The sequence below is a fragment of the Sedimentitalea sp. XS_ASV28 genome (genome assembly GCF_041224545.1).
Taxonomy (GTDB): Bacteria; Pseudomonadota; Alphaproteobacteria; order Rhodobacterales; family Rhodobacteraceae; genus Sedimentitalea.
On sequence record NZ_JBGFGP010000166.1, the window covers coordinates 20,229 to 43,801 of the forward strand.

20 protein-coding genes and 1 tRNA gene are annotated in these 23,573 nt (G+C 62.8%); 3 read left to right on the forward strand and 18 right to left on the reverse strand.

Annotated features, from left to right (window positions below):
- Positions 1-180 precede the first annotated feature (180 nt).
- The gene (locus AB9K34_RS19185) at positions 181-1,518 is read left to right on the forward strand and encodes a M20 family metallopeptidase (protein WP_369956050.1); all 1,338 of its coding nucleotides are present in this window, start codon (positions 181-183) and stop codon (positions 1,516-1,518) included.
- Between the two features lie 58 nt (positions 1,519-1,576).
- Here the strand turns inward: AB9K34_RS19185 and AB9K34_RS19190 are convergent, their stop codons facing one another.
- From AB9K34_RS19190 to AB9K34_RS19255, 14 genes are all read right to left on the reverse strand, one after another.
- Entirely contained in the window at positions 1,577-3,214 is a 1,638-nt protein-coding gene (locus tag AB9K34_RS19190) for an ABC transporter ATP-binding protein (RefSeq protein ID WP_369956052.1), read from the reverse strand.
- A complete protein-coding gene (locus tag AB9K34_RS19195; RefSeq protein WP_369956054.1) occupies positions 3,214-4,029 on the reverse strand; it encodes an ABC transporter permease in 816 nt (271 codons plus the stop codon). Before AB9K34_RS19195 ends, AB9K34_RS19190 begins: the two co-directional genes overlap by 1 nt.
- Positions 4,026-4,982 (reverse strand): ABC transporter permease, encoded by a 957-nt coding sequence (locus AB9K34_RS19200; protein WP_369956055.1) that lies wholly within the window; start codon positions 4,980-4,982, stop codon positions 4,026-4,028. Before AB9K34_RS19200 ends, AB9K34_RS19195 begins: the two co-directional genes overlap by 4 nt.
- 4 nt (positions 4,983-4,986) lie before the next feature.
- Positions 4,987-6,579, reverse strand: coding sequence for an ABC transporter substrate-binding protein (locus AB9K34_RS19205; RefSeq protein WP_369956056.1), 1,593 nt, complete (start codon positions 6,577-6,579; stop codon positions 4,987-4,989).
- 113 nt (positions 6,580-6,692) lie between these two features.
- Entirely contained in the window at positions 6,693-8,687 is a 1,995-nt protein-coding gene (locus AB9K34_RS19210) for a CocE/NonD family hydrolase (protein ID WP_369956057.1), read from the reverse strand.
- A gap of 31 nt (positions 8,688-8,718) precedes the next feature.
- Positions 8,719-9,822, reverse strand: coding sequence for a glycerate kinase (locus AB9K34_RS19215; RefSeq protein ID WP_369956059.1), 1,104 nt, complete (start codon positions 9,820-9,822; stop codon positions 8,719-8,721).
- Complete coding sequence (gene dtd / locus AB9K34_RS19220; protein ID WP_369956061.1) at positions 9,823-10,260, reverse strand: D-aminoacyl-tRNA deacylase; 438 nt, start codon at positions 10,258-10,260, stop codon at positions 9,823-9,825.
- Positions 10,260-10,934 (reverse strand): nitroreductase, encoded by a 675-nt coding sequence (locus AB9K34_RS19225; RefSeq protein ID WP_369956062.1) that lies wholly within the window; start codon positions 10,932-10,934, stop codon positions 10,260-10,262. Before AB9K34_RS19225 ends, dtd begins: the two co-directional genes overlap by 1 nt.
- A 73-nt stretch (positions 10,935-11,007) precedes the next feature.
- A complete protein-coding gene (locus AB9K34_RS19230) occupies positions 11,008-12,117 on the reverse strand; it encodes a primosomal protein N' (replication factor Y) - superfamily II helicase (RefSeq protein ID WP_369956063.1) in 1,110 nt (369 codons plus the stop codon).
- 50 nt (positions 12,118-12,167) lie between these two features.
- Positions 12,168-13,286: an SPFH domain-containing protein gene (locus tag AB9K34_RS19235; RefSeq protein ID WP_369956065.1), complete on the reverse strand. Its 1,119-nt coding sequence runs from the start codon at positions 13,284-13,286 to the stop codon at positions 12,168-12,170.
- A 13-nt stretch (positions 13,287-13,299) separates the two neighbouring features.
- Complete coding sequence (locus AB9K34_RS19240; RefSeq protein ID WP_369956067.1) at positions 13,300-14,277, reverse strand: DUF2927 domain-containing protein; 978 nt, start codon at positions 14,275-14,277, stop codon at positions 13,300-13,302.
- An 8-nt stretch (positions 14,278-14,285) separates the two neighbouring features.
- Positions 14,286-15,476, reverse strand: a complete 1,191-nt coding sequence (locus AB9K34_RS19245) for a toxic anion resistance protein (RefSeq protein ID WP_369956068.1) — start codon at positions 15,474-15,476, stop codon at positions 14,286-14,288.
- Between the two features lie 19 nt (positions 15,477-15,495).
- Positions 15,496-16,389: a 5-bromo-4-chloroindolyl phosphate hydrolysis family protein gene (locus tag AB9K34_RS19250; protein ID WP_369956069.1), complete on the reverse strand. Its 894-nt coding sequence runs from the start codon at positions 16,387-16,389 to the stop codon at positions 15,496-15,498.
- Positions 16,390-16,563: 174 nt separating this feature from the next.
- Complete coding sequence (locus AB9K34_RS19255; protein ID WP_369956070.1) at positions 16,564-17,367, reverse strand: pseudouridine synthase; 804 nt, start codon at positions 17,365-17,367, stop codon at positions 16,564-16,566.
- Between the two features lie 62 nt (positions 17,368-17,429).
- On the opposite strand from AB9K34_RS19255, the gene AB9K34_RS19260 reads away from it, so the two are divergent.
- Positions 17,430-17,909 carry a nucleoside deaminase gene (locus AB9K34_RS19260; RefSeq protein ID WP_369956072.1) on the forward strand — a complete coding sequence of 160 codons (480 nt, stop codon included), beginning with the start codon at positions 17,430-17,432 and terminating at the stop codon, positions 17,907-17,909.
- Positions 17,910-17,956: 47 nt separating this feature from the next.
- On the opposite strand, the gene AB9K34_RS19265 is transcribed toward AB9K34_RS19260, so the two are convergent.
- From AB9K34_RS19265 to AB9K34_RS19275, 3 genes are all read right to left on the reverse strand, one after another.
- A complete protein-coding gene (locus tag AB9K34_RS19265; protein WP_369956073.1) occupies positions 17,957-18,187 on the reverse strand; it encodes a hypothetical protein in 231 nt (76 codons plus the stop codon).
- Positions 18,188-18,338: 151 nt separating this feature from the next.
- A complete protein-coding gene (locus AB9K34_RS19270) occupies positions 18,339-19,031 on the reverse strand; it encodes a metal-dependent hydrolase (protein ID WP_369956074.1) in 693 nt (230 codons plus the stop codon).
- 129 nt (positions 19,032-19,160) lie between these two features.
- Positions 19,161-19,235: transfer RNA gene (locus AB9K34_RS19275), tRNA-Gly, on the reverse strand.
- Between the two features lie 411 nt (positions 19,236-19,646).
- On the opposite strand from AB9K34_RS19275, the gene AB9K34_RS19280 reads away from it, so the two are divergent.
- Positions 19,647-20,000, forward strand: a complete 354-nt coding sequence (locus AB9K34_RS19280; RefSeq protein WP_369956076.1) for an MmcQ/YjbR family DNA-binding protein — start codon at positions 19,647-19,649, stop codon at positions 19,998-20,000.
- A gap of 126 nt (positions 20,001-20,126) precedes the next feature.
- Here the strand turns inward: AB9K34_RS19280 and AB9K34_RS19285 are convergent, their stop codons facing one another.
- Positions 20,127-23,567, reverse strand: coding sequence for a pyruvate carboxylase (locus AB9K34_RS19285; protein ID WP_369956078.1), 3,441 nt, complete (start codon positions 23,565-23,567; stop codon positions 20,127-20,129).
- Positions 23,568-23,573 lie beyond the last annotated feature (6 nt).

Consider the following 23,573-nt stretch of genomic DNA (forward strand, 5'->3'; position numbering starts at 1 on the left):
GACGTGACAAAAGCCGAGCGCGCGCGCAAAAGCAACCGCCCCGAGTGCAAAAAAGGTTTGCATCCGGAGCAACTGCGCCGCGTCGGGCGCAGGCCGTATTCATATTTACAGATGCCAGATTTGAGCGTTCAATGACTGAACTCAACACCTACACTATCCACGTTTCATTCAGGAGAAATCATGAACATACTCCGCTATACGCCCGCCGTCCTTTCGGCCACGCTGATTGGATTTTGCGGCGCGACGTTTCCGGTGACGGCGACGGCGCAGGCAGACGTTCAGCCCGCCGAGGTGACGCTGAGCGACACGGAACAGGCAATGATCGCCTGGGTAGACGAGAACCGTCAGGCCATTCTGGACGAGCTTGAACAACATGTCGGGATGAATACCGGCACAGAGAATATCGCGGGTCTGGATGCCTATCGCGACCTGTTGCAGGCGGATCTCGAACAACTGGGCTTTGAGACCGAAACATTTCCGGCGCCTTCGGTCGAAATCCTGACTTGCGCGGGCGGCGAGATGGCGTTTGCCGACAATCTGGTCGGAACGATCCGTGGCGATTCGACACGACGCATTTTCATGAACGGCCATATGGACACGGTGTTTCCGGCCAGCGATGAATTCCAGTCGCTGACCATCGAAGAGGATGGAACGCTCAAGGGGCCGGGCGTTGGCGACATGAAGGGCGGTATCGTCGTCATGCTCAACGCGCTGCGTGCGGTCCAGGCCCAGGGCTTGCTTGCCGATGGGCATATCACCATCGCCTTCAACAGCGACGAGGAAATCGGATCGCTGGGCTCGCGTGAATTGCTGCTGTCACTTGCCAAGGATCATGACATCGGCCTGATCTATGAGCCCTCGCCTCCGGGCAAGATGACCCGCTCACGCAAGGGGCTGGGCCAGGCGCGACTCAAGATCACCGGCCGCGAAGCCCATGCCGGGGCCAATCACGAACAAGGTGTGTCGGCCAATCTGGAACTGGCGCACAAAGTGATCGAGATCGAGAAGCTGACCGACTACGAGGCGGGATCGACCGTGAACACCGGCACCATGAGCGGCGGCGAAAAGCGCAATACCATTCCGGGCTGCGCCGAAGCCTATATCGATATGCGGTATCTGACGGCCGAGTCGGGTGAAAAGCTGAAGAACGGCATCGAGGAGATCGCCGCCAGCACCGTTGTCAGCAACCCGGATTATCCTGAATTTCCGACCGTTGAAAGCTGGGTCGTGCTGCACCGTCCGGCGAAACCGCCCCATGAAGAGGTCGACGCCCTGATCGCACAGGCCATGGGGCTGTCGAAGCTGCTGGGCGATGAACCGATCACGGAAACCAATGTGTCCGGTGGCGGCACGGACGGCTCGATCGTGCAAAGCGCCGGGCTGCCGACGATCGACGGGCTGGGCCTGAACGGGACCGGTATACATTCCTCTCGCGAAGCCTCTACGGTCGACACGTTGATCGAGCGCACCAAGATGGCCGCGATCATGCTGGCGCGCCAGATCCAGTCGGGTCAGTAAGGCAAGATCACCGTGGCGCCCTGACAAGGCGCCACGGTTCAGCCCGTCGGATCGACGGTCAGTTCCCGGCGCTTTCCATCTTGCGATGGTCGAGCACTTCTTCCAGCCAGCCCAGCTTCATCTCGGGGACCGAGGACAGGAGCAGGTCGGTATAGTCGTCGAATGGCGGGCTCAGAACTTCGGTTTTCGAGCCGTACCGCTGGACCCGGCCCTGGTACATCACCGCGATCGAGTCGGCGATGGCGCGCACCGTCGCGAGATCATGCGTGATGAAGAGATAGGCCACATCCTCGATTTTCTGTAGTTCGAGCAACAGCTTGAGAATGCCATCGGCCACAAGCGGATCCAGCGCGGAGGTCACCTCGTCACAGATGATCATCTTGGGCTTGGCCGCCAGCGCGCGGGCGATGCACACACGTTGCTTCTGCCCCCCAGACAATTCCGCCGGATAGCGGTCCTGAAAGCCCGTGCCCAGTTCGATTTCGTCCAGCAGTTCCTGAATGCGCTTCTGTTTCTCGGCCCCCTTGAGGCCGAAATAGAATTCCAGCGGCCGGCCGATGATGGTGCCGACCGTCTGGCGCGGGTTCATCGCCACATCGGCCATCTGGTAGATCATCTGCAATTCGCGCAGATCCTCGCGGGTCCGGCTCTCGAATGCAGGCGACAGGGTGCGCCCGGCAAAGTCGATGACCCCGTCGCGCGGCGGCAGCAGGCCGGTGATCACACGGGCGAGGGTGGACTTGCCCGAGCCGCTTTCCCCGACGATGGCGAGGGTCTGTCCCGGATGCAGGTCGACGCTCACATCGTGCAGCACGTCGAACTTGGTGCCGGGATAGCGCGCTGTGATGTTCCGGACAGACAGCACCGGTTCCGGCGTCGGTTCCTTTTCGATATGCTTGATCGAGCGAACCGAGACCAGCGCCTGGGTATACTCTTCCTGTGGCGCGTTGATGATCTGGTCGGTGGTGCCGTATTCCACCGTGTCGCCCATGCGCAGCACCATGATATGGTCACTGACCTGTGCCACCACCGCAAGGTCATGGGTGATGTACAGCGCGGCGACGCCGGTATCGCGGATCGCGTCCTTGATCGCGGCCAGAACGTCGATCTGCGTTGTCACATCCAGCGCGGTGGTGGGTTCGTCGAACACCACCAGATCGGGTTCGGGACACAGCGCCAGCGCCGTCATGCAGCGTTGCAGCTGCCCCCCCGACACCTGGTGCGGATAGCGGTTGCCGATGGTTTCGGGATCGGGCAGGCCGAGCTTGGTAAAGAGGTCGACAGCGCGCGCCTCGGCCTCCTTGCGGCTGAACTTGTTGTGCCGGATCGCGGCCTCGGTCACCTGTTCCATGATCTGCTTGGCCGGGTTGAACGACGCGGCGGCGGACTGGCTGACATAGGTGACTTCGCTGCCGCGCAACCGGCGCACATCGCGCAGCCCGCTTTTCAGGATGTCACGGCCATTGACCCAGACCTCGCCGCCGGTGATCTTAACGCCACCCCGCCCATAGGCCATGGTGGCAAGACCGATGGTGGATTTGCCGGCGCCAGATTCTCCGATCAGCCCCAGAACCTCGCCCTTTTGCAGGTCGAAATCGACGCCATGCACGATTTCGATATCGTGGGGCTTTTCCCCCGGAGGATAGACCGTCGCACCGATCTTGAGGCCGCGGACCTTGACGAGTGGTTCTGACATTATCCGCGCCCTCCTTTCAGGCTGGTGGTGCGATTGAGCACCCAGTCGGCGACGAGGTTGACAGAAATCGCCAGCGTCGCGATGGCAAAGGCAGGGATCAGCGCAGCAGGGATGCCATAGACGATACCTTCCTTGTTTTCCTTCACGATCCCGCCCCAGTCGGCCTCGGGCGGCTGTACGCCAAGGCCGAGAAATGACAGGGTCGAGACGAACAACACCATGAAGATGAAGCGCAGGCCCATTTCCGCGACCAGCGGACTGAGCGCGTTGGGCAGGATTTCGCGAAATATGATCCAGGCGGTCTTTTCGCCGCGCAGGCGCGCGGCCTCGACATAATCCATGACGGTGATGTCAACCGCGACGGCGCGCGCCAGACGGTAGACGCGGGTGGAATCGAGCAAGCCCATCACCAGGATCAGCACCGGGATCGTCACCGGCATGACCGACAAAACCACCAGCGCAAAGATCAGCGTCGGGATCGACATGATGAGATCGACAAAGCGTGACAGAACCTGATCGACCCATCCGCCCGAAACTGCGGCGAGAAAGCCGAGAACCGATCCGGTGACAAAGCTCAGGACGGTGGCCATGGTCGCGATGAAGATCGTGGTACGCCCGCCATAGATCATCCGGCTGAGAAGATCCCGTCCGATACTGTCGGTCCCGAGCAGGAACTGTGACGATGAAGGCTCCCACACGTCGCCGACGATTTCCGCCATGCCGTAGGGGGCCAGGAGCGGCGCAAAAATGGCCATCAGGAAATAGAGGCTGGTGAAGAACAGGCCGATGAGTGCCGAGATGGGAATGTTCTTCATTTCGGATGCCTCAGACGCGGATTGGACAGGATCGAGACAATATCGGCAAACATGTTGAGCGCGATGTAGACTGCGGCAAAGATCAGCCCGCAGGCCTGCACCACCGGCACGTCACGCTTGGACACGTGATCGACCAGGTACTGGCCCATGCCGGGATAGACGAACACAACCTCGATCACCACGACGCCGACCACGAGATAGGCCAGGTTGAGCATCACCACGTTCACGATCGGGGCGATGGCGTTGGGAAAGGCGTGTTTGCGGATCACGTCAAAACCGGACAGCCCTTTCAACTCGGCGGTTTCGATATAGGCCGATTGCATGACGTTGAGGATCGCCGCGCGGGTCATGCGCATCATATGTGCCAGAACCACCAGCGTCAGCACCATGACGGGCAGGGCGATGGCATTGAGCTTCTGACCCAGCGACATGGTGTCGTTGATCATCGAAACCGACGGGAACCAGCCCAACTTGACCGAGATGAAATACATCAGGACGTAACCGATCAGGAATTCGGGTATCGAGATCGACGTCAGCGATATCGCCGATATCAGCTTGTCCGGCCAGCGGTCGCGGTAGCGCACCGAGAGCAGTCCGAGAAAGATCGCCAGAGGCACCGCGATTACGGCGGCCCAGAAGGCAAGGAAGATGGTATTCTTGAAACGCACGCCGAGGCTCTCGGCGATGTCGCGGCCATTGGTGAGGGCAGTGCCCAGATCGCCTTGCATGACACCGCCCAGCCAGTCGAAATAGCGTGTTATCGGGGGTTTGTTCATCCCGAGCTCCTCGCGCAGGTTTGCGATGGCTTCGGGGGTGGCGGACTGGCCCAGAATGGACTGGGCCACGTCCCCTGGCAAAATCATCGTGCCAACGAATATCAGGATCGAGGCGAAGAAGAGGAGGACCAGACCCAGCGCCAATCGCTGGGCCACAAGTTTCAGGACCGGATGCATCTGATCAGGCTTCGACCCAGCATTTGATGTTGAACTTGTTGTTCATCATCTCGCCGTTCGGATCTTCGATCCAGCCCCCGACGGAATTGGCGACGCCGCTGACGAAATCGTTGAACATCGGCAGGATCAGGCCGCCTTCCTCGCGCAGCATCTGGGCCATGTTGGAATAGATTTCCTTGCGCTTGGCTTCGTCCAGCTCGGCACGGGCCGCCAGCAGCATCGCGTCGAAATCGTCACGCTTCCAGCGGGTATCGTTCCAGTCGGCGGTCGAGAGATAGGCGGTCGAATACATCTGGTCCTGAACCGGACGACCACCCCAGTAAGAGGCGCAGAACGGCTGCTTGTTCCAGACTTCGGACCAGTATCCGTCATTCGGTTCGCGCTTGATTTCCAGCGGGATACCCGCGGCCTGTGCCGATTGCTGAAACAGCGCGGCGGCATCGACCGCACCCGGAAACGCTCCGTCGGAGGTGCGCAGGATGATCGGGCTGCCATCGTGGCCAGAGGCCTTGTAATGCTCGGCGGCCTTTTCGAGATCGAACTCTCGCTGCGGGATCGTGGTATCAAACAGCGGATAGGAGCCATTGATCGGAAAGTCGTTGCCGATGCTGCCATAGCCGCGCAGGATCTTGTCGACCATCTCCTGCCGATTGATCGCGTATTTCAGCGCCAGCCGCAATTCGTTGGTATCGAAGGGCGCGGTATCGATATGCATGATGAACACGTAATGGCCACGACCCGAGGCGCTTTCGACGGTGAGGTTGGGCGCGCGGTTCAACAGCGAAGCGACCTTGGGATCCACCCGGTTGATCCCGTGAACCTGTCCGGATTGCAACGCGGCGGCGCGCGCGGTGGCGTCGTTCAGCACCAGAACTTCGCTGAACTCGGCAAAGCCACGGTTTTCGGGGTCCCAGTAGTTCGGATTGCGTTTGAAGCCGTGGCGCACGCCCGGTTCGTCGAACTCGATCGTATAGGGGCCGGTGCCGATCCCCGCCGCGGGATCATCCATGCCGCCATCGGGCTGGATCATCAGGTGATAGTCCGCCATGAGATAGGGCAGGTCGGCATTGCCCGTGCCAAGCTCGACGATGAAATTGTCGCCATCCGCGCGCATCGCTTCGATGTCCTTGACGATGCCGAGCGCCCCTGACTGGCTGTCTTCGTTGGAGTGGCGCTGCATCGTCTTGAGCACGTCTTCGGCGGTCATCGTCTTGCCGTTGCTGAATTCGATGCCGGGACGAATCTTGAAGGTCCAGGTCATGGCATCGGCCGAGGCCTCGACGCTTTCGGCCATGCGGAAGTCGAGCGAGCCGTCCGGGTTCACATCGACCAGCGTTTCACCCCAGTGCCGGATGTTGGACAGCGGAACCTCGGATGCGGTCAGCGCCGGGTCCATCGTGTTGGTGCTTTCACCGCCGGACGAGCCGAGCTTGATCGTGCCGCCCCTGACGGGTTCGGCTGCTTTGGCCGCGCCTGTGTAGATCGAGGACGCGACCACGGTGCTGATGCCGAGTGCGGCGGCCTTGCCCATGAATTCACGACGGGTCATCTTCCCGGCTGTGACACGGCTGGCCATGTAGTCAAGTTCGTTGTTCATCTGAAACTCCCGTTGATTTCGCGCTTGGCGCGCGTGTTTATTGATTGATGGGTCAAGGTTTGCGCATTTCCGGCCTGCTCGCAAGGGGGAAGTCCGATCGTGCCGTGGCGACATTACAGCAGGTCGCGTGGCACGCTGTCGCTCAGGTCGCGCTCCAGAACCAGCGAACCGTTCTGAAAAGCCTGCAGACGGGCTTTCAGATGAAACTGCGTGGCGTCAGACCACATCTCGCAAGTTGTCTCGGTGCGCAATTGGATGCCGTCGCGTTCCAACTCGTCGGTCCAGTGGCAAGAGCCACGCGCCGACAGCGGATCATCAGGATGTATCGACCAGCGCTCGCGGGCGATCGATCCGTTGATCAGCCCATGATCCGCGTCACGCACCTTGCCAAAATCGTCCTCGATCACGAGGTGAACTTCGCCGGTGGTCAGATCGGTTTCCTGACGCCGGACATGCGCCTCGGGACGCAGTTGCTCGATCTCCCACGGCGCATCCGCATCTGGCGGAGGAAATTGCCATTCATCGCCAGCGGCCTTTTCCCGTATCGGCAATTCCAGCGCACCGCGCGTCAGGGTCAGGGTTGCGGTTTCCGGGCTGGGCCAGATCAACGGCCAATAGGCGCTCGACACCGCGACGCGCAAGCGGTGGCCCTTTGGGACACGATAGGCGATATGGTCAAGCGACAACTCGACATCCACCGCCGCGCCGGGGGAAAGAGGCGCGGGATGTTCCGATCCGTCGCGGTGGCAGAGATTGAGCACACCGTAGGTGATGCGCGTACTCGCCCCGTCCGGGTGGACGTGGTTCAGGCGGATGGCAATCTGTGCCTGCGGGCGATCCGCGCTAAGCGTCAGGCGCAGCGTGGGCGCGCCGACGATATCCATGTCCTCCTCCAGCGGGCGGCTGTCGAAACAGACCGAAAGTGCATCATCGGCACGCTGGTCTCCCGGCAATTCGGGACCCAGCCAGATGGCGCAATATTCGCCCGCCATCATGCCACAGTGATGCGGTGAGCGTACGGTTGCGGACAATCCGCCGCCCTGATCGCCAAGCCCTGAATCGGTCAGGTGCAGGGTGCGCAGGGACAGGTGCGAGGTCGCTCCTTTCTCCTCGCTGAGCCAGTGTCCGGGACGTTCGGTGTACCAGGTCGCCGGACGCACGCCATCCATCAGGAAGGCCCGATAGTCCGGGTCGTCCTCGACACCCGTGTCCGCGTGCTTGAGCCAACGGTCCCACCACCGCAACGCCTCCTGCAGGAATCCGATACGTGGCTCCGGCACGGCGAAATGCGGATATTTGTGAACCCAGGGGCCAACGATGCCCTTGCTGCCGGGCACGGCCTCGACCAGTTGCGGAACCGCGTTCTTGTAGGCATCGCCCCAGCCACCGATGGCAAGCACGCGCGCCCTGATCGTGTCATAGGACTCGCAGACCGATCCGTGCCTCCAGTAGGCGTCGCGTCGCTGGTGACGCAGCCAGAGCGACGGAAGAAACGGCTCGTTCTCTAGCCGGTCAAGCCACATGTCCCGCCAGTTCTCGCGCAGCGCCGGATCCGGAGCGCGACTGGAATAGGACCACATCGTCGCGCCCCAGCCGAGATTTTCATTGAGCAGACAGCCGCCCTTGTAATGAATGTCGTCGGCGAATCTGTCGACCGTCGAGCACAGGGTGATGATCGCCTTGAGCGGTTCGGGTTCGAGCGCCGCCACCTGAAGGGAATTGAAGCCACCCCAGCTGATGCCCATCATGCCGACGCTGCCGGAACACCACTCCTGCCGGGCCAGCCAACGGATCACCTCGACCGCGTCGGCGAGCTCCTGTGGCGTGTATTCGTCTGACATCAGCCCTTCGCTGTCGCCATTGCCGCGAATGTCCACACGGATACAGGCATAGCCGCGCCGCGCGAACCACGGGTGGGTCAGCGCATCGCGCGCGCATGTGCCGTCGCGTTTGCGATAGGGCAGGTATTCGAGGATCGCCGGCACAGGATTTCGCGCCGCATCGACGGGACGCCAGACGCGGGCGGAGAGGCGGCACCCGTCGGGCAGCGTGATCCCCATATCGGGCAGTTCTTCGATCTCACGCAGACTGTTGGCGGAGTCATTCATCGGTGCAGGGTCCTGTCAGTTGTTGCGCGCATCAATCGCGCACCGCGATCAGGAGGTCCATGACATTCGTTCCGGTGGGGCCGGTGGTGAACAGCGCGCCATGCCGCTCGAGAAAACTGCCGCTGTCGGCGGCCCGCAGCGCCTGTTCCGCCTCGGGCCGCCAGGTGTGCCCATCGACCACCCCACCGGCCGCGTCGGTGGGACCATCGCTGCCATCGGTGCCGCCGACGATCACCGTCAGCCCGTCGATGCCGGCGATTTCCCTTGCAAGCTCGAGCGCCAGGGCCTGGTTGCGCCCGCCGCGACCGGGATTGGGGGGCAGAACCACCGTGGGCTCACCACCGAGCACCAGGACGCCGCGCGGCATGTCGCGCAGGCGCGTGCCGATCTGCCGGGCCAGCGTCGGAAGGTCGTCATGCAGCGCCTCGGCATTCTCGATCACCGGCAGGCCCAGAGTATCTGCCGCGTCACAGGCGGCATCGCGGGCGATGGTGTTGCTGGCGATGATCCGGGTGTCACAGTCGAACTCGCAGGTTCCCGGTGGCGCGCCGATGCCCGATCCGACAACGGACAGATCATCGCCGGGCACATCGGAAATTGCCAGAACCCGTGCGGATTTGCCGGCAAAGGCCGCCAGCAGACCGCCGCCCTTGATGCGCGAGATTTTACGTCTTTCGATATTCATGGCGGTGATGTCCAGCCCCTCGGCCAGAAGCCTGGAATTCAGCGCCTGGAGGTCGGCCAGAGTCTTGCCTTCGACCGGGTCCTCGGCCAGCGACGACGCGCCGCCCGATACCAGCAGCAGCAGGTTCGTCCCCGCCTTCATGCCCTGAACGCACGTGCGCAGGGCGCGACCCGCCGCGAGGCTGCGCGAATCCGGCACGGGATGCGAGGATTCGATGACATGCACGTCTGCGGGCAGCCCCTCGGCGTGACCGTCCTTGGTGACGACAAGCGTTGGCAGCGACCCGAAATGATCCAGCGCGGCACGGGCCATGTCACCCGCGGCCTTGCCGACCGCGATCACCTGGTCCGGCGGCTGCTGATCCGCGCCGGCAAGTGCCGTGCGCGTGGCCTGATAACCGCCAACCGCGTCAACGCCGGCCCGCCAGATTTTGATCGCTCGGGTGTCCATTCAATTCTCCATCCAGATGGTTACAGGGCCGTCATTGACCAGCGCCACCGCCATGTCCGCCCCAAATTCGCCTGTTTCGACCGTGATGCCCTGCGCTGTCAATTCCCTGGCGAACAGCTGGTAAAGCCGCTCGCCGTCCCGTGGCGGCGCGGCCGCCGAAAAACCGGGGCGATTGCCGCGTGAGGTATCGGCGGCAAGCGTGAACTGGCTGACGACCAGGGCACTGCCGCCGGTATCGAGAAGCGAGCGGTTCATCTTGCCCGCGTCATCGCCGAAGATACGCAGTTTCGGTATCCGGACCGCGAGTTTTCGCGCCGCATTGTCGTCGTCGCCCTGCATCGCGCAAACGAGGATGAGCAGGCCGGGTCCGATCTCTGCGATCACACGGCGATCGACCGTCACGCTGGCCGAACGGACACGCTGGATCACCGCGCGCATCAGGCGACCCCGCGCCAGTCCACGATATCGGACACCGCCGCGCGTTCGGTGCGAAAGCTGTTGGCCTTGTGGTCGCTCTGCGCATAGCCGAACGAGATCCCGCACAGGATCAGCCGATCCTCGGGTATCGCGAAGTGGCGGTGCAGCAACGGACCGTATGACGCAACCGCGGCCTGTGCGATGCTGGCAACCCCATATGCCTGCGCGGCGATGGTAAAGGCGGTGACAAAGCCGCCGCAATCCATTGCCCCATAGGGTCCAAGCTCGGCAGGGCTGGACAGGATGGCGCAATGCGGGGCACCGAACAGGGCGAAATTCTCCATCATCTGCCGCGCCGAGGCGGCGCGGTCTCCACGGGCGACACCGACTGCTTCGTAGAGTTGCCAGCCGCAGGTGCGGCGACGCTCCTGGTAGATGCCGGAATATCGTGTCGGCCAGTCCAGATCGGGGTCCGGTGTCTCGTCATTCGCTTCCTGTTGCAGGGCGGCGCGAAACCGGTCTGTTTCCGCGCCGCTGGTGACGGTCAGTTGCCAGGGCTGCGCATTGCACCAGGACGGTGCGCGGCGGGCGGTGGAAACGATGCCCTCGATGACGGTGCGGGGCACGGGATCGGGACGGAACGCCCGGCAGGAATGTCGGGCGGCAAGAAGGGCATCCAGATCGGAAGGAGTCATGGTTGGGTCCCGGAGTGATTTGGCGCGTAAGATGACGATGGCGCACCCATTCCGCAAGGGGCGTTTGGACGCGTTACTGGCCGGTGGCCACCAGATATCCGATCCCCGCCGCCACCAGCAGCGCGAGGACGACCGCCAGTGTGATCTTGATCGCCGAATAGGGGCGCTCGCCCTGTACGCGCCCGGTCTGGCCGTTGACCACGAAACGATAGGTCTGGCCCTGATACTTGTAGGCAGCCAGCCAGACCGGCAGCAGGATGTGTTTGAAGGTCACTTCGCTGACATCGGTGTCGATATCGTGAATCCTCTGCTGATCGCCGCCGATGTCAAAACGCACGTCGCGTTCGATCACCCGCGCCATATGCCCGCGCGCCTCGTCATGCCCCTGTTGCAGCGACACCGAATAGGCCTCGGCACGAAATCCGGCGAGATATTGCGGCTGATAAGGGGCGAGCGCCGCCAGGTCCCAGGGTTGCAGCGCATCGGTAAAGCGCTTGGGCAAACTGGTCGACGCCAGTACGAGCACATCGTCGAAAAAGCGCGCGACCCGGCCCGAAGCGCGTGTCCAGCGTATCCTGGCGACGCGTTGCTGCACGCGCTTGCCGTCCTGCACGACGGTGCGGGTGGTGTAGTAGATGGTGCCGCGTTCGCCCCGGTAGCGCGAGCGCGTCTGGGCGTCAAAGGTCCAGTAGGGGACATAGATACCCTGCATCCTGCGCCCCTTGCGGGCATAGGTCTTGAGCCCGCCCGGTGCAAACCACAGCCGCCCCAGCCAGTCGGTCATGGCCGCGTGGGCGCGGCGTTCATCGAGGACAAAGGGCAGCACCCCGCGCGGTTTGATATGGCGGTTGATGCCGGTGTCGGTGACTACCGGCGTGGCGCAGAACGGGCATTCGGCCGCGTGGGTGTCGGGATCGAATTCAACCTGAGCGGCGCAATTGGGGCAGTTCAGGACGCGGGTTTCCTCGATCTCGGTTTCCGGCAGGGTTTCAGCCGCCGCTGCGTCGAAATCGAGCTCCCGCAGGGCCGCGCCGGACCATGGCCCGTGTTCGATGGCGCGGGTGTCGCCGCAATGGTCGCAGACCAGCGCGTCGCGTGCGGGATCGAACCGGTAGTCCGCGCCGCATTGTTCGCAGGGAAAGCGATGCTCGGTCACGGGGATGTCAGCGCCTGTTTCGGTCACGGGGATAGTCCGCCTCCGGCGGGAGTATTTCGACAAAGATGAAGGGCGGGTCAGGCGCCGGGGGGCGGCGGCGGCAGGATGGTGAAGAGTTGCGCCAGTTCCTGGACGTCTTCGGCGCGTTTCCAGCCATCCTGTCCGGCGGTCCAGACATAGGTGTCGCGCGTGAGGGCGCCTTCGCCGGCCATCCGGCCCAGCCGGGCCTTGGAAAACGGACCCCTGGTTTCACCGCCCTCGGCGATATGCCAGACATGTTCGGCAGGGGGCGGGGGCGGTGGCGCGGCCTGATGCGCTGGTGCGCGCGGTGCCGCTCCCCAGGGGCCCTGGCCCGCCATCTGACCGGCCATCGCCATGCCCATCCCGGCGCCGAGGCCGGCGGCCATGCCCCCGCCCGCCGGGTTGCCGGCGGCGGCGGTCATGGCCTCGGCGGCGGAATACTGGGTGAATTTCCCGAGATCGCCGGCGAGGCCCATGGAGGTCCTCTTGTCGAGCGCGGCTTCGACCGCCGGGGGCATCGAGATGTTTTCGATATAGAGTTCCGGGATCGACATGCCGTAGTCTTCCAGCGTGGGTGAAATCTCGGTTGCGATCAGCTTGCCGAGATCGGCGGTGTTGGCGGCCATGTCGAGAACCGGGATGCCCGAGCCGGCAATGACGCGCGAGAATTCCTGCACGATGATGTTGCGGACCTGGAAGCTGATCTCGTCCATCGTGAATTCGCCGTCGGTGCCGACGATTTCGGTCATGAACCGGGCGGGATCGGTCACGCGGACCGAGTAGGTTCCGTAGGCGCGGATGCGCACCGGGCCGAATTCGGGGTCGCGGCAGATGATCGGGTTCTTGGTGCCCCATTTCAGGTCGGTGAACCGGGTGGTATTGACGTAGTAGATCTCGGAGACGAAGGGGCTTTTGAAGCCGTGGTCCCAGTGGTTCAGCGTTGTCAGGATCGGCATGTTGTTGGTTTCGAGCATGTAGAGCCCCGGCGTGAACACGTCGGCGAGCTGGCCTTCGTGCACGAACACGGCGGCCTGGCCCTCGCGCACCGTCAGCTTGGCGCCATACTTGATGGCATGGCCCTGGCGCTCGAACCGCCAGACCATCGTGTCGCGCGTGTCGTCGACCCAGTGGATCACGTCGATGAATTCACCGCTCAGGAAATCGAAGATGCCCATAGTGAGGTTCCTTTCAGATCGGGTCTTGTGGCTGTTCGCCCAGAAGCTCGCGGGCGATCGCGCCGGCGAGCGGACGTGCCTCATCGGCGGTCATGCCCTGTTTCAGGCGCGGATCGTAGAGCATCTTGAGCAAGAGTTCGTCGTGACTTGTCAGGAGCGCGAATTCGTCATCGTCGTTGAAGATCGACGGGCGGGCATAGGGGCTGTCATTGGACAGGCCGAGCCCCTGGGCGAGTTCTTCGTGGATGCAGGACAGGCGCACCAGGTTCGGGTGTTCCGTTCGGATCAGCGCGACGGCGCGGGTGTAGTCGTTGGGATTGCCGGCACCGGATACGGCGATCACCAGGCAATAATAGGAGCGCGGCAGGTTGGAAAATAGGTCCAGCTCTGCCGGGCCGATGCCCGGAATGATCTGCCGGAGCCGGCGGCGCAGGAAGTCGTTGTCGTCCTCGCCCACGACGAGGACGTTGAAATTCGCGCCGCTCCGCACCGGTGTGATGGCATGACCGGTGATGCGTGCCAGCCGTTCCGCGTAGCGGTCGATCTGGACCTGGTCGTGGCTGCGCTGGTCGGGGGGGACGCTGGCGCCGAACTCGGTGCCGATGCGGACAGGGCCGCTCCAGCGGCTGAGTTGGCCGCTCTGGCGGCGTTGCGCGGGGCTCAGCCCGTCGCCGCTGGAATATTCGTTGTAGAAAACGATGTTCTCGAAGTTGCGGGCCAGATCTTCGGCGGAATAAGGCGTGTCGGGGCCGCCTCCGTCGGTGCGCAGTAATCCGCGGGTCAGCAGACCATTCTGGATTTTCTGGTAATACCGGGCGAGATCGACACTGCGCGCCGAAGGCCCGACGGGAGCAGGCGGCGCAATGCGCAAACTGGCCGGGCGCGCCTGCGGGCTGGGCGAGGATTTCAGGCCCATCTGGTCGCAGCAGGCAAGCAACAGGGTGACGCAAATGGCCAGCAAGGCCCCGCATCGTTGCTTCCCCGTCCACATGCGGCGGCTCAGTTCGGTACGGCGGTGCCGGCGTTGTCGCCAACCCCGTCGCGGCGCGCCTTGGCAGAGGCGAGCGTGTCGCGCAGTTCTGCCTCCATCTTCTTCAGCTCGTCCTCGGCGGCGGCGCGCCGGGCCTTGCCCTCGTCCGCGATGGCGAGGCTTTCGTTGATGGTGCCGATCAGGTCGGCATTCGCCTGTTTCACCGCTTCGATGTCGAAAACGCCCCGTTCCATTTCCTGGCGGATCATCTTGTTGCTTTCGCGCAGATTCGCGGCGTTGGCAGTCAGCAGTTCGTTGGTCAGGTCATTGGCATCGCGCACTGCCGAGGCGGCCTCGGAGCTGCGCTGGATGGTGACGGCCTGCGCCAGTTGTGTTTCCCACAGCGGAACGGTGTTGACGAGCGTCGAGTTGATCTTGGTCACGAGGCTCTTGTCATTCTCCTGTACGAGACGGATCGAGGGAAGCGACTGCATCGTGACCTGTCGCGTCAGCTTGAGGTCATGCACCCGGCGTTCCAGATCGTCGCGCGCCGCGCGCAGGTCGCGCAACTCTTGCGCGGCCATGACCTGCTTTTCCTCGGGCGCGGCGGCCACGGCGGCTTCCTTTTCGGGGATGTCGGTGGCATCCAGCTGTGCCAGCTTGGCTTCTCCGGCGGCGATGTAAAGTGCCAGCTCGTCGTAGAAATTCAGTGTCTTTTCATAGAGCTTGTCCAGGGACCTGATGTCCTTGAGCAGGGCGTGTTCATGACCGAGCAGCTCGTCGGTGACGCGGTCGATCTGGCCCTGAACCTCTTCGAAGCGGGCGGTAAACTTGGCAAAGGGCGCGGCGCGGCCCAACAGCTTTTCCCACCAGCTGCGTTCGCGGCGCACGTCAAGTTCGCTGACCGAGAAACCGCGGATCGTCGTGACGATGTTGCGCAGGGAGTCTCCCGCAGGGCCGACATCCTTGTTGCGCACATCCGCCAGCATGGCCTGGCTGATCTCCTGCAACTCCGTCTGAGCACCCGAGCCGAAAGCGACAATCGAGTTGGTGTCGCTCATGTTGATTTCGTTCATCCGCCTGGTGATTTCGGCGCTGACCGGCGCGTCCGCCTGTTCAAGCGGCACGATTTCCGCTGCCGGATCGGGAAGAACCACGGCGGTGATCTCTTCGACCTCGGTCAGGGCTTCCTGTGCCTTCTTGCGGGTTGTGTCGGACATGGATGGGCTCCTTGTTATGTCACGGGGCGTCGGTACGGACGCCTTCGCGCTGCAACCGGTCGCGCAGCACTTCGATTTCAACGGTCAGGTCGCCGCGATCGTCCAGCAGCATCCTGCGGGTCCGTGCGGCGAAGTTCTTTTCGAGATCGTCAAGCAGGGCGAGATAGTCTTCTCGCGCCTGCGCGTCGCGTGTGCGGGCATAAATGTCGGCGTATTTGATGGTCGCGTCGCGCGCGCCCTGCAGATAGACCGTCAGGTACTTGCGGGCGGCGGTCAGGTCACGGGGGTCCTCTTCGACCGTCCGGAAGAGGTCGCGGGCCGTGGTCTGAAAACGCTCGACACGGGCTTCGACCTTACGATCTCCGGCGCGACGGACGGCATCGCTCATCTCGGACAACCGGCCTTCCGCTTCTTCGATGACGCGGGCGACCCGATCCTGCTGGAACGTGTCGACGCCTTCCATTCCCTTGTCTTGCAGCGGATCCAGACCGAACGCGAAACTGTGCAGCACGGTCGCAACACCGCCGTAGAGGATTGGCGCGACAAGGCCGGGTTCGGACTTGTAGGCCGCCAGCGCGATACCGATACCTGTCAGCAGGCTTGCCGCCATCTTGCGGGGAAAGGCCGGGCGTCTTGCAACTTTGCGTGCGTCATAGGCCGCTTCGGCGCGCAGCCCCTCGCGCAGCAGCCACGCCGCAAGGGTCAGTACACCCGCCGCAACAAGCGCGAGGGTCAGTCCAAGTGCGCCGTCGTCCAGCGACATGAAAACCAGCGGAATCGCCGGAATGAACAAGACGTTCGACCTTGCGCCTGCGGGGTCCACGCGTGCTCCGTCAAACCTGCCACGGGGTTCTGCGGTCTGTTCGTCTGTCTGTCCCTCGGGGCTGTACTTGCCGCCATAGCGTTTCGCCATGGTCTAGAGCCCTCCCAGCCATCCGGTGCACACACCGAACATCACGATAATCAAGAGGACATAGGCCATCTTGCGAAGTCCTGAGTGCGACATGTCAAATCCCAGACCGTTCCATGGGGTGGAAGGTAGGTCATGCTTTGACTGCTTGCTAGGGGGAACTGTGCGCTGTTTGGCTCAGGTCTTGCGATGGGGTGTCTTTTTTCCGCGCCCGCGACTGCGGCGGGCGGTGCCGACAGGGGGCGCGCTTTCCAGCCCCAGTTGTTCGCGCAACACGCGCCGCTTGAGCTCCTGCACCTCGCCGGGCTTCAGCGTGCCCAGTTGAAAGGGACCGTAGGACACCCGGATCAACCGGTTCACCGTCAGCCCGATATCGGCGATTGCCCGCCGAATTTCGCGATTCCTGCCCTCGCGAATGGCGATGGTCAGCCACGCGTTCGCGCCTTGCTGTCGATCCAGGGTCACCTGCATCGGCTGGAAACGCTCGCCCTCGATCAAGAGGCCCGCGCGCAGCGGCGCGAAATCTTCATCGGATGGACGGCCGTTGATCCGCACGCGATATTTGCGCAGCCAGCCGGTGCTGGGCAGTTCCAGCTTGCGTTTGATCCCGCCGTCATTCGTCAGAAGCAGCAGGCCTTCGGAATTGAGATCCAGCCGCCCGATACTCATCACGCGCGGCATGTCGTCGGGCAGCTCGTCGAAAATGGTCTTGCGTCCCTTTTCGTCGTTGGTGGTGGTCACCAGCCCCGTCGGCTTGTGATAGAGCCACATGCGCTCGGGTTCCGGTTCGGCCAGCGGCGTGCCATCCACCGCGATCCGGTCCTTTGCGGTCACGTTCAGAGCGGGGCTGTCGATCTTGCGCCCGTTCACCGTCACGCGTCCGGCCTCGATCATCCGTTCGGCCTCGCGGCGGCTGGCGAGTCCCGCGCGGGCGAGGACCTTGGCGATCCGGTCGCCGGGTTGGGTGGGTTTGTCGCTCATGAAGCGGGGCTTAACCCATTCCACGCCCTTGCGAAAGCGGGGAATGCGGGGCAGGGTGCGCCATGGTTTTCAAATCCCAGATGACTCAGGCGCTTGAACAGGCTCGTCTGGCGGCAGAGCGGGGCGAGGTGCCGGTCGGGGCGGTGATTGTCGCGCCGGATGGCAGGGTTGTCGCAGCCGAGGGAAACCGCACGCGTGAATTGAACGATCCGACGGCGCATGCCGAGATGCTGGCGATCCGCGCGGCCTGCGCGACGACGGGGAGCGAACGTCTGCTCGGGCATGACCTCTACGTCACGCTGGAGCCGTGTCCGATGTGTGCCGCCGCCATCGCCTTTGCGCGGATCGGACGCCTGTATTACGGCGCATCCGATCCCAAGTCGGGCGGGGTGGCGCATGGGGCACGGGTCTATGAACATGCCCAGACCCATCACGTACCAGAGGTTTATGACGGGCTGGCCGAGGCGGAGTGTGCGGAAATGCTGCGCCGGTTCTTTGCAAACCGGCGCAATGGCGCTGACAGCGATTCGACGTTGGCCTGAAGCGGTCGGCGGTGTGATGCGCTGCTTGAAGCGGCGGGCTTCACCTGTCAGTTCGACGGCGTCGAACGACGGACATTTCCGTGCCAATCCTCGCCCGGGATGCTGCCGGTTTCGAGATTCAGGCCAGCCAGAAACGCGCGCGCGCCGGTTCCTTCAATCGTAAGAAAGCCGATAACGGCCGCCGCCAGTGCAAGTGCGATCCATAGGCGGCTGCGGTCCGAATTCCGGCTGACGGGGCGCGCGTTCGACGATGAGATGCTGTCTACAGTATGTGTCACGATGGTCTCCTATCCTGACGATGTGATCTTGTGTCGAGGATATAGGTTGGACCCGCGCATTAGTGTAATGAATGTTTGATCTTTGAACCATCAACAATATTGATGTTACACACCCCCGGTGGCGTGGGCGAACCGGGGGTGTGTAATCGTGTCAAAGCGCGATGGGTTGCAGCACCTGCGGCTCGATCACGTCCACCTCGGGCAGCGCCTTGGCCAATGCGTCGGCGGATTGTTCGAGGATCGGGAAAGTGCGGTAATGGCAGGGAATCAGGGTTTTGAACTCAAAATACCGGTTGGCCGCATAGGCGACCTTGGCCATGTCCATGGTGAAATGCCCGCCCGCAGACATGATGCCGATATCCGGTTTGTAGTAATCCGCGAACCACTCCATGTCGGCCATGATATCGGTGTCGCCGCTGATATAGATCGTGCGTCCTTCCGCGCTCAGCATGTAACCCACCTCGGACCCGCCGGTGCGCAGACCGTCTTCGGTTGCAAAGGTGGAGGAATGCTGGGCCGTGACCATCGACAACGTGGCCCCGCCAAGGTCCACCGTGCCGCCCTTGTTGAAGCCGACCGTCTCGATCTTTTCCACCTCGTTCCAGTATCCCATGATGTCGTACTGTCCGACCGCCGGAACGTTCAGTTTCCGGCACAATGACAGAACGTCGATCACATGGTCGAAATGTGCATGGGTCAGGATGATATGCGTTGCCCCCTCGACCGCGGCTTCGTGCTGGTCTTCGGCCAGCATCGGGTTACCCGTCAGCCAGGGGTCGATGAGCAATACCAGATCGCCGGTCTCGATGCGAAAGCTGCCATGTCCAAGCCAGATGATGTTCATTGATTTCTCCATTTTCCTGTGCCGACCCTAGCAAGCGGCGACGAGAAATCCAGCATTGGACCGCAGGCATGCGCTCGATACATTGCCCCGGCGGAGCATCGCATTTTTCGTATTTTGTGATTATCTCAATGGAGCGGGCGATGAGATTCGAACTCACGACCCTAACCTTGGCAAGGTTATGCTCTACCCCTGAGCTACGCCCGCGTCCTTGAGTGAGGCGTGAGATATAAACAACTGACGCGACCCGCAAGAGGAAAATCGGGAGTTCGTCAAAAAAATTCACGGTCAACGCGACGGAACCGCGACGCCTCTGCGTAACAAGGGGTAGATGGTACAAATCAGAAGAAGGGCGCGGCGATGACCTTTGGTGAAAAATGCAGGATCGCAGTGTTGAGCGGGGCAATCATTCTGGGCCTTGCCGTCAACGGGCGCACGGCCGAAGCGATGCATGTCGACGGGCCGACGCATCATGGCTGCATGGCGGTCAGCTGAACCGCCACGGAGGGGTAGGCCAGACTGTCCCATGATCTGCCACGACCCTCTTTCGGGCGCGCGTCACACGGTCTAGGTTCCGGACCTGTCGGCTCTTGAAGCGGGCGTGTCAGGGAGTGCGAGATGGTCAGGGACGAATTCAACCGGTTCTGTGCAACCTTCACCGGCGCGACCCATGTGGTTCAATGGGGCAATTCGGATGTCTGGAAGGTCGGCGGCAAGGTTTTCGCAATTTGCGGATGGGCAGAGGGCGGGGATGCCTTCACCTTCAAGGCATCCGACATCGCGTTCGAGGTGCTGTCAGACATGCCGGGCGTCCGGCCGGCGCCCTATCTTGCGTCGCGCGGATTGAAATGGTTGCAGCACTACGCGGAACCGGGGCTTTCGGATGCGGAACTTCAACGCCACATATCGGATTCCTATGCCATGATCGTTGCAAAGCTGAGCAGGAAAAAGCGCGCAGAACTCGGATTGTAGCGCAGCGTCTGCGTCCGACGCCGCGTCTTGTGCCGGCGCCCAACGCTCTTGCGATCAGATCGGCATGTGTCGCAGAGGCGCAAGTCCGGATGCGCCCCTGTGCTCTTGTCAGACGTGGCAGCCACCCTATTCCAGCTCGATCAGCAGATCCTTGGCGTCGATCTGGCTTGCGGGCGCTACGTGCACCGTCTTGATGGTCGCGTCGCGTTCCGCGTGCAGGCCGGTTTCCATCTTCATGGCCTCGATGGTCAGGAGCAGGTCGCCCTCCTTGACGGTCTGACCGGCGGTGACCGCGACGGTGGCAATCACCCCGGGCATCGGGGCGCCGACGTGATTGGCGTTGCCCGCCTCGGCCTTGGGGCGTTTTTCGGTGGTGGACTTGACCATCCGGTTTGGCACGCGGATCACGCGGGGCTGGCCGTTGAGATCGAAGAATACCTTGACCTCGCCCTCGTCATTGGTCTCGCCCACCGCCTGCATGCGGATCTCGAGCGTCTTGCCCGGGTCGATCTCGGCGCTTATCTCGTCGCCCGGCTCCATGCCGTAAAAGAACGTGGTGGTCGGCAGGGTCCGTACCGGCCCATAAGTCCGATGGCGGCCCATGTAATCCATGAACACCTTGGGATACATCAGGTAGCCACAGAGATCCTCGTCGTCGACGGCCTTGCCTTCGAGCTCGGCGCTGACCCTGGCGCGCTCCTCCTCGAGATCGACGGCGGGCAGGTGCTTGCCCGGACGTTCCATATTCGGCGTGGCACCCTTGAGCACCTTGCTGGTTATGACCTCGGGAAAGCCGCCGGGCGGGTGACCAAGGTCGCCGCGCATCATCCCGATGACCGAATCCGGAAAGGACACATCCACATCCGGATTTTCGACATCGGCGCGTGTCAGTCCCTGGCTGACCATCATCAGCGCCATGTCGCCCACCACCTTGGACGACGGCGTGACCTTCGGAATATCGCCAAACATCTGGTTCACGTCGGCATAGGTCTGGGCCACCTCGTGCCAGCGTTCCTCGAGTCCGAGGCTGCGCGCCTGTGCCTTGAGGTTGGTGAACTGGCCACCGGGCATTTCATGCAGATAGACCTCGGAGTTGGGCGCCTGCAACCCGGATTCGAACGCCGCGTATTGCGCGCGCACCGCCTCCCAGTATTCGCTGATCTCGCGGATCGCGGTAATGTCGAGCCCGGTATCGCGATCGGTGCGGCGCAGCGCCTCGACCACCGACCCCAGCGTCGGCTGGCTGGTGTTGCCGGACAGGGCGTCCATTGCGCAATCCACCGCATCCACGCCCGCCTCGGAGGCGGCGAGGATGGTGGCGCAACCGACACCGGCGGTGTCATGGGTGTGGAAGTGGATCGGCAGACCGACCTCTTCCTTCAGCGCCTTGACCAATGCCTTGGCGGCGGTGGGTTTCAACAAGCCGCCCATGTCCTTGAGGCCGAGGATATGCGCCCCCGCATCGCGCAGTTCCTTGCCGGCCTCGACGTAGTATTTCAGGTTGTACTTGGCGCGGTCCGGGTCGTTGATGTCGCCGGTGTAGCAGATCGAACCTTCGCAGAGCTTGTTCGCTTCAAGCACCGCATCCATCGCCACGCGCATGTTCTCGACCCAGTTCAGCGCGTCAAAGACCCGGAACAGGTCGACCCCGGTTTCCGCCGCCTGGTGCACGAATTTCTGCACCACATTGTCGGGATAATTGGTGTATCCGACCCCGTTGGAGCCGCGCAGCAGCATCTGGGTCATCACGTTGGGCATCGCCGCCCGCAGGTCGCGCAGACGCTGCCACGGGCATTCCTGCAGGAAGCGATAGGCCACGTCAAAGGTTGCCCCGCCCCAGCACTCGACCGAGAACAGGCCCGGCAGGTTGGTGGCATAGGCCGGGGCCACCCGGATCATGTCGATCGAGCGCATGCGGGTGGCCAGCAGCGACTGGTGACTGTCGCGCATCGTGGTGTCGGTGACCAGGAGCTGCGACTGCGCCTTCATCCAGTCGGCGACCGCCTGCGGGCCCTTCTGTTCCAGAAGATTGCGCGTGCCCATCATCGGCTCGCCACGCTGTTCGGGGGCGCGGGGCAGCTTGAGGTCGGCGCGCGGGCGCGGGCGGTCCTTGACCTCGGGATGCCCGTTCACCGTGATGTCGGCGATATAGGTCAGAACCTTGGTCCCCCGGTCGCGGCGGCGCTTGAACTGGAACAGCTCGGGCGTCTCGTCGATGAATTTGGTGGTATAGGTGTTGTTCAGGAATGTCGGATGTTTCAGCAGGTTTTCGACAAAGGCGATATTTGTGCTGACCCCGCGCACACGGAATTCGCGCAACGCCCGGTCCATCCGCGCGATCGCCATCTCCGGCGTCGGGGCCCAGGCGGTCACCTTGGTAAGCAGGCTGTCATAATAGCGCGTGATGAAGCCGCCGGCATAGGCGGTGCCGCCATCCAGCCGGATACCCATGCCAGTCGCCGACCGAAAGGCGGTGATGCGCCCGTAATCGGGAATGAAATTGTTCTGCGGATCCTCGGTGGTCACACGGGTCTGCAGCGCGTGACCGTTCAGCTGCACGTCTTCCTGCGCTGGCTTGCCGGTGGCCTCGGCGATGGTCTTGCCTTCGGCGATCAGGATCTGCGCGCGCACGATGTCGATGCCGGTCACCTCTTCGGTGACGGTATGCTCGACCTGCACGCGCGGGTTGACCTCGATGAAATAGAACTCGCCGCTTTCCATATCCATCAGGAACTCGACAGTGCCGGCGCATTCATAATCCACATGCTTGCAGATGCGATAGCCCAGGTCACATATTTCGGCCCGCTGCGCCTCGGTAAGATAGGGCGCGGGGGCACGCTCGACGACCTTCTGATTGCGCCGCTGCACCGAGCAGTCCCGCTCGTACAGGTGATACATCCCGCCGTGTTTGTCGCCGAGTATCTGCACCTCGACATGGCGCGCGCGGGTGATCATCTTTTCCAGATACCCTTCGCCATTGCCGAAGGCCGCTTCCGCTTCGCGACGGCCTTCGCGCACCTTCTCTTCGAGTTCCTCGGGCTTCTGGATCGGGCGCATGCCACGCCCGCCGCCGCCCCAGGACGCCTTGAGCATCAGGGGATAGCCGATCTCCGCCGCCTCGGCGCGGATCGCGTCCATGTCATCGCCCAGCACCTCGGTCGCGGGAATGACCGGAACACCGGCTGCAATCGCCACCTTGCGCGCGCTTGCCTTGTCGCCAAGGGCGCGCATCGTGTCGGCGCGCGGCCCGATAAAGGTGATTCCGGCTGCATCGCAGGCATCCACGAAATCGGGGTTTTCGGACAGCAGCCCATAGCCCGGATGAATCGCGTCGGCGCCGCATTCCCGCGCCACGCGGATGATTTCGGGGATCGACAGATAGGCCGCGACAGGACCCAGCCCCTCACCGATCCGATAGGCCTCGTCCGCCTTGAAACGGTGCAGGCCCAGCTTGTCCTCTTCCGCATACACGGCGACCGTGCGCTTGCCCATCTCATTCGCCGCACGCATCACGCGTATCGCGATCTCCCCACGGTTTGCGACTAGGATTTTCTGGAAATCGGGCATTCTGGT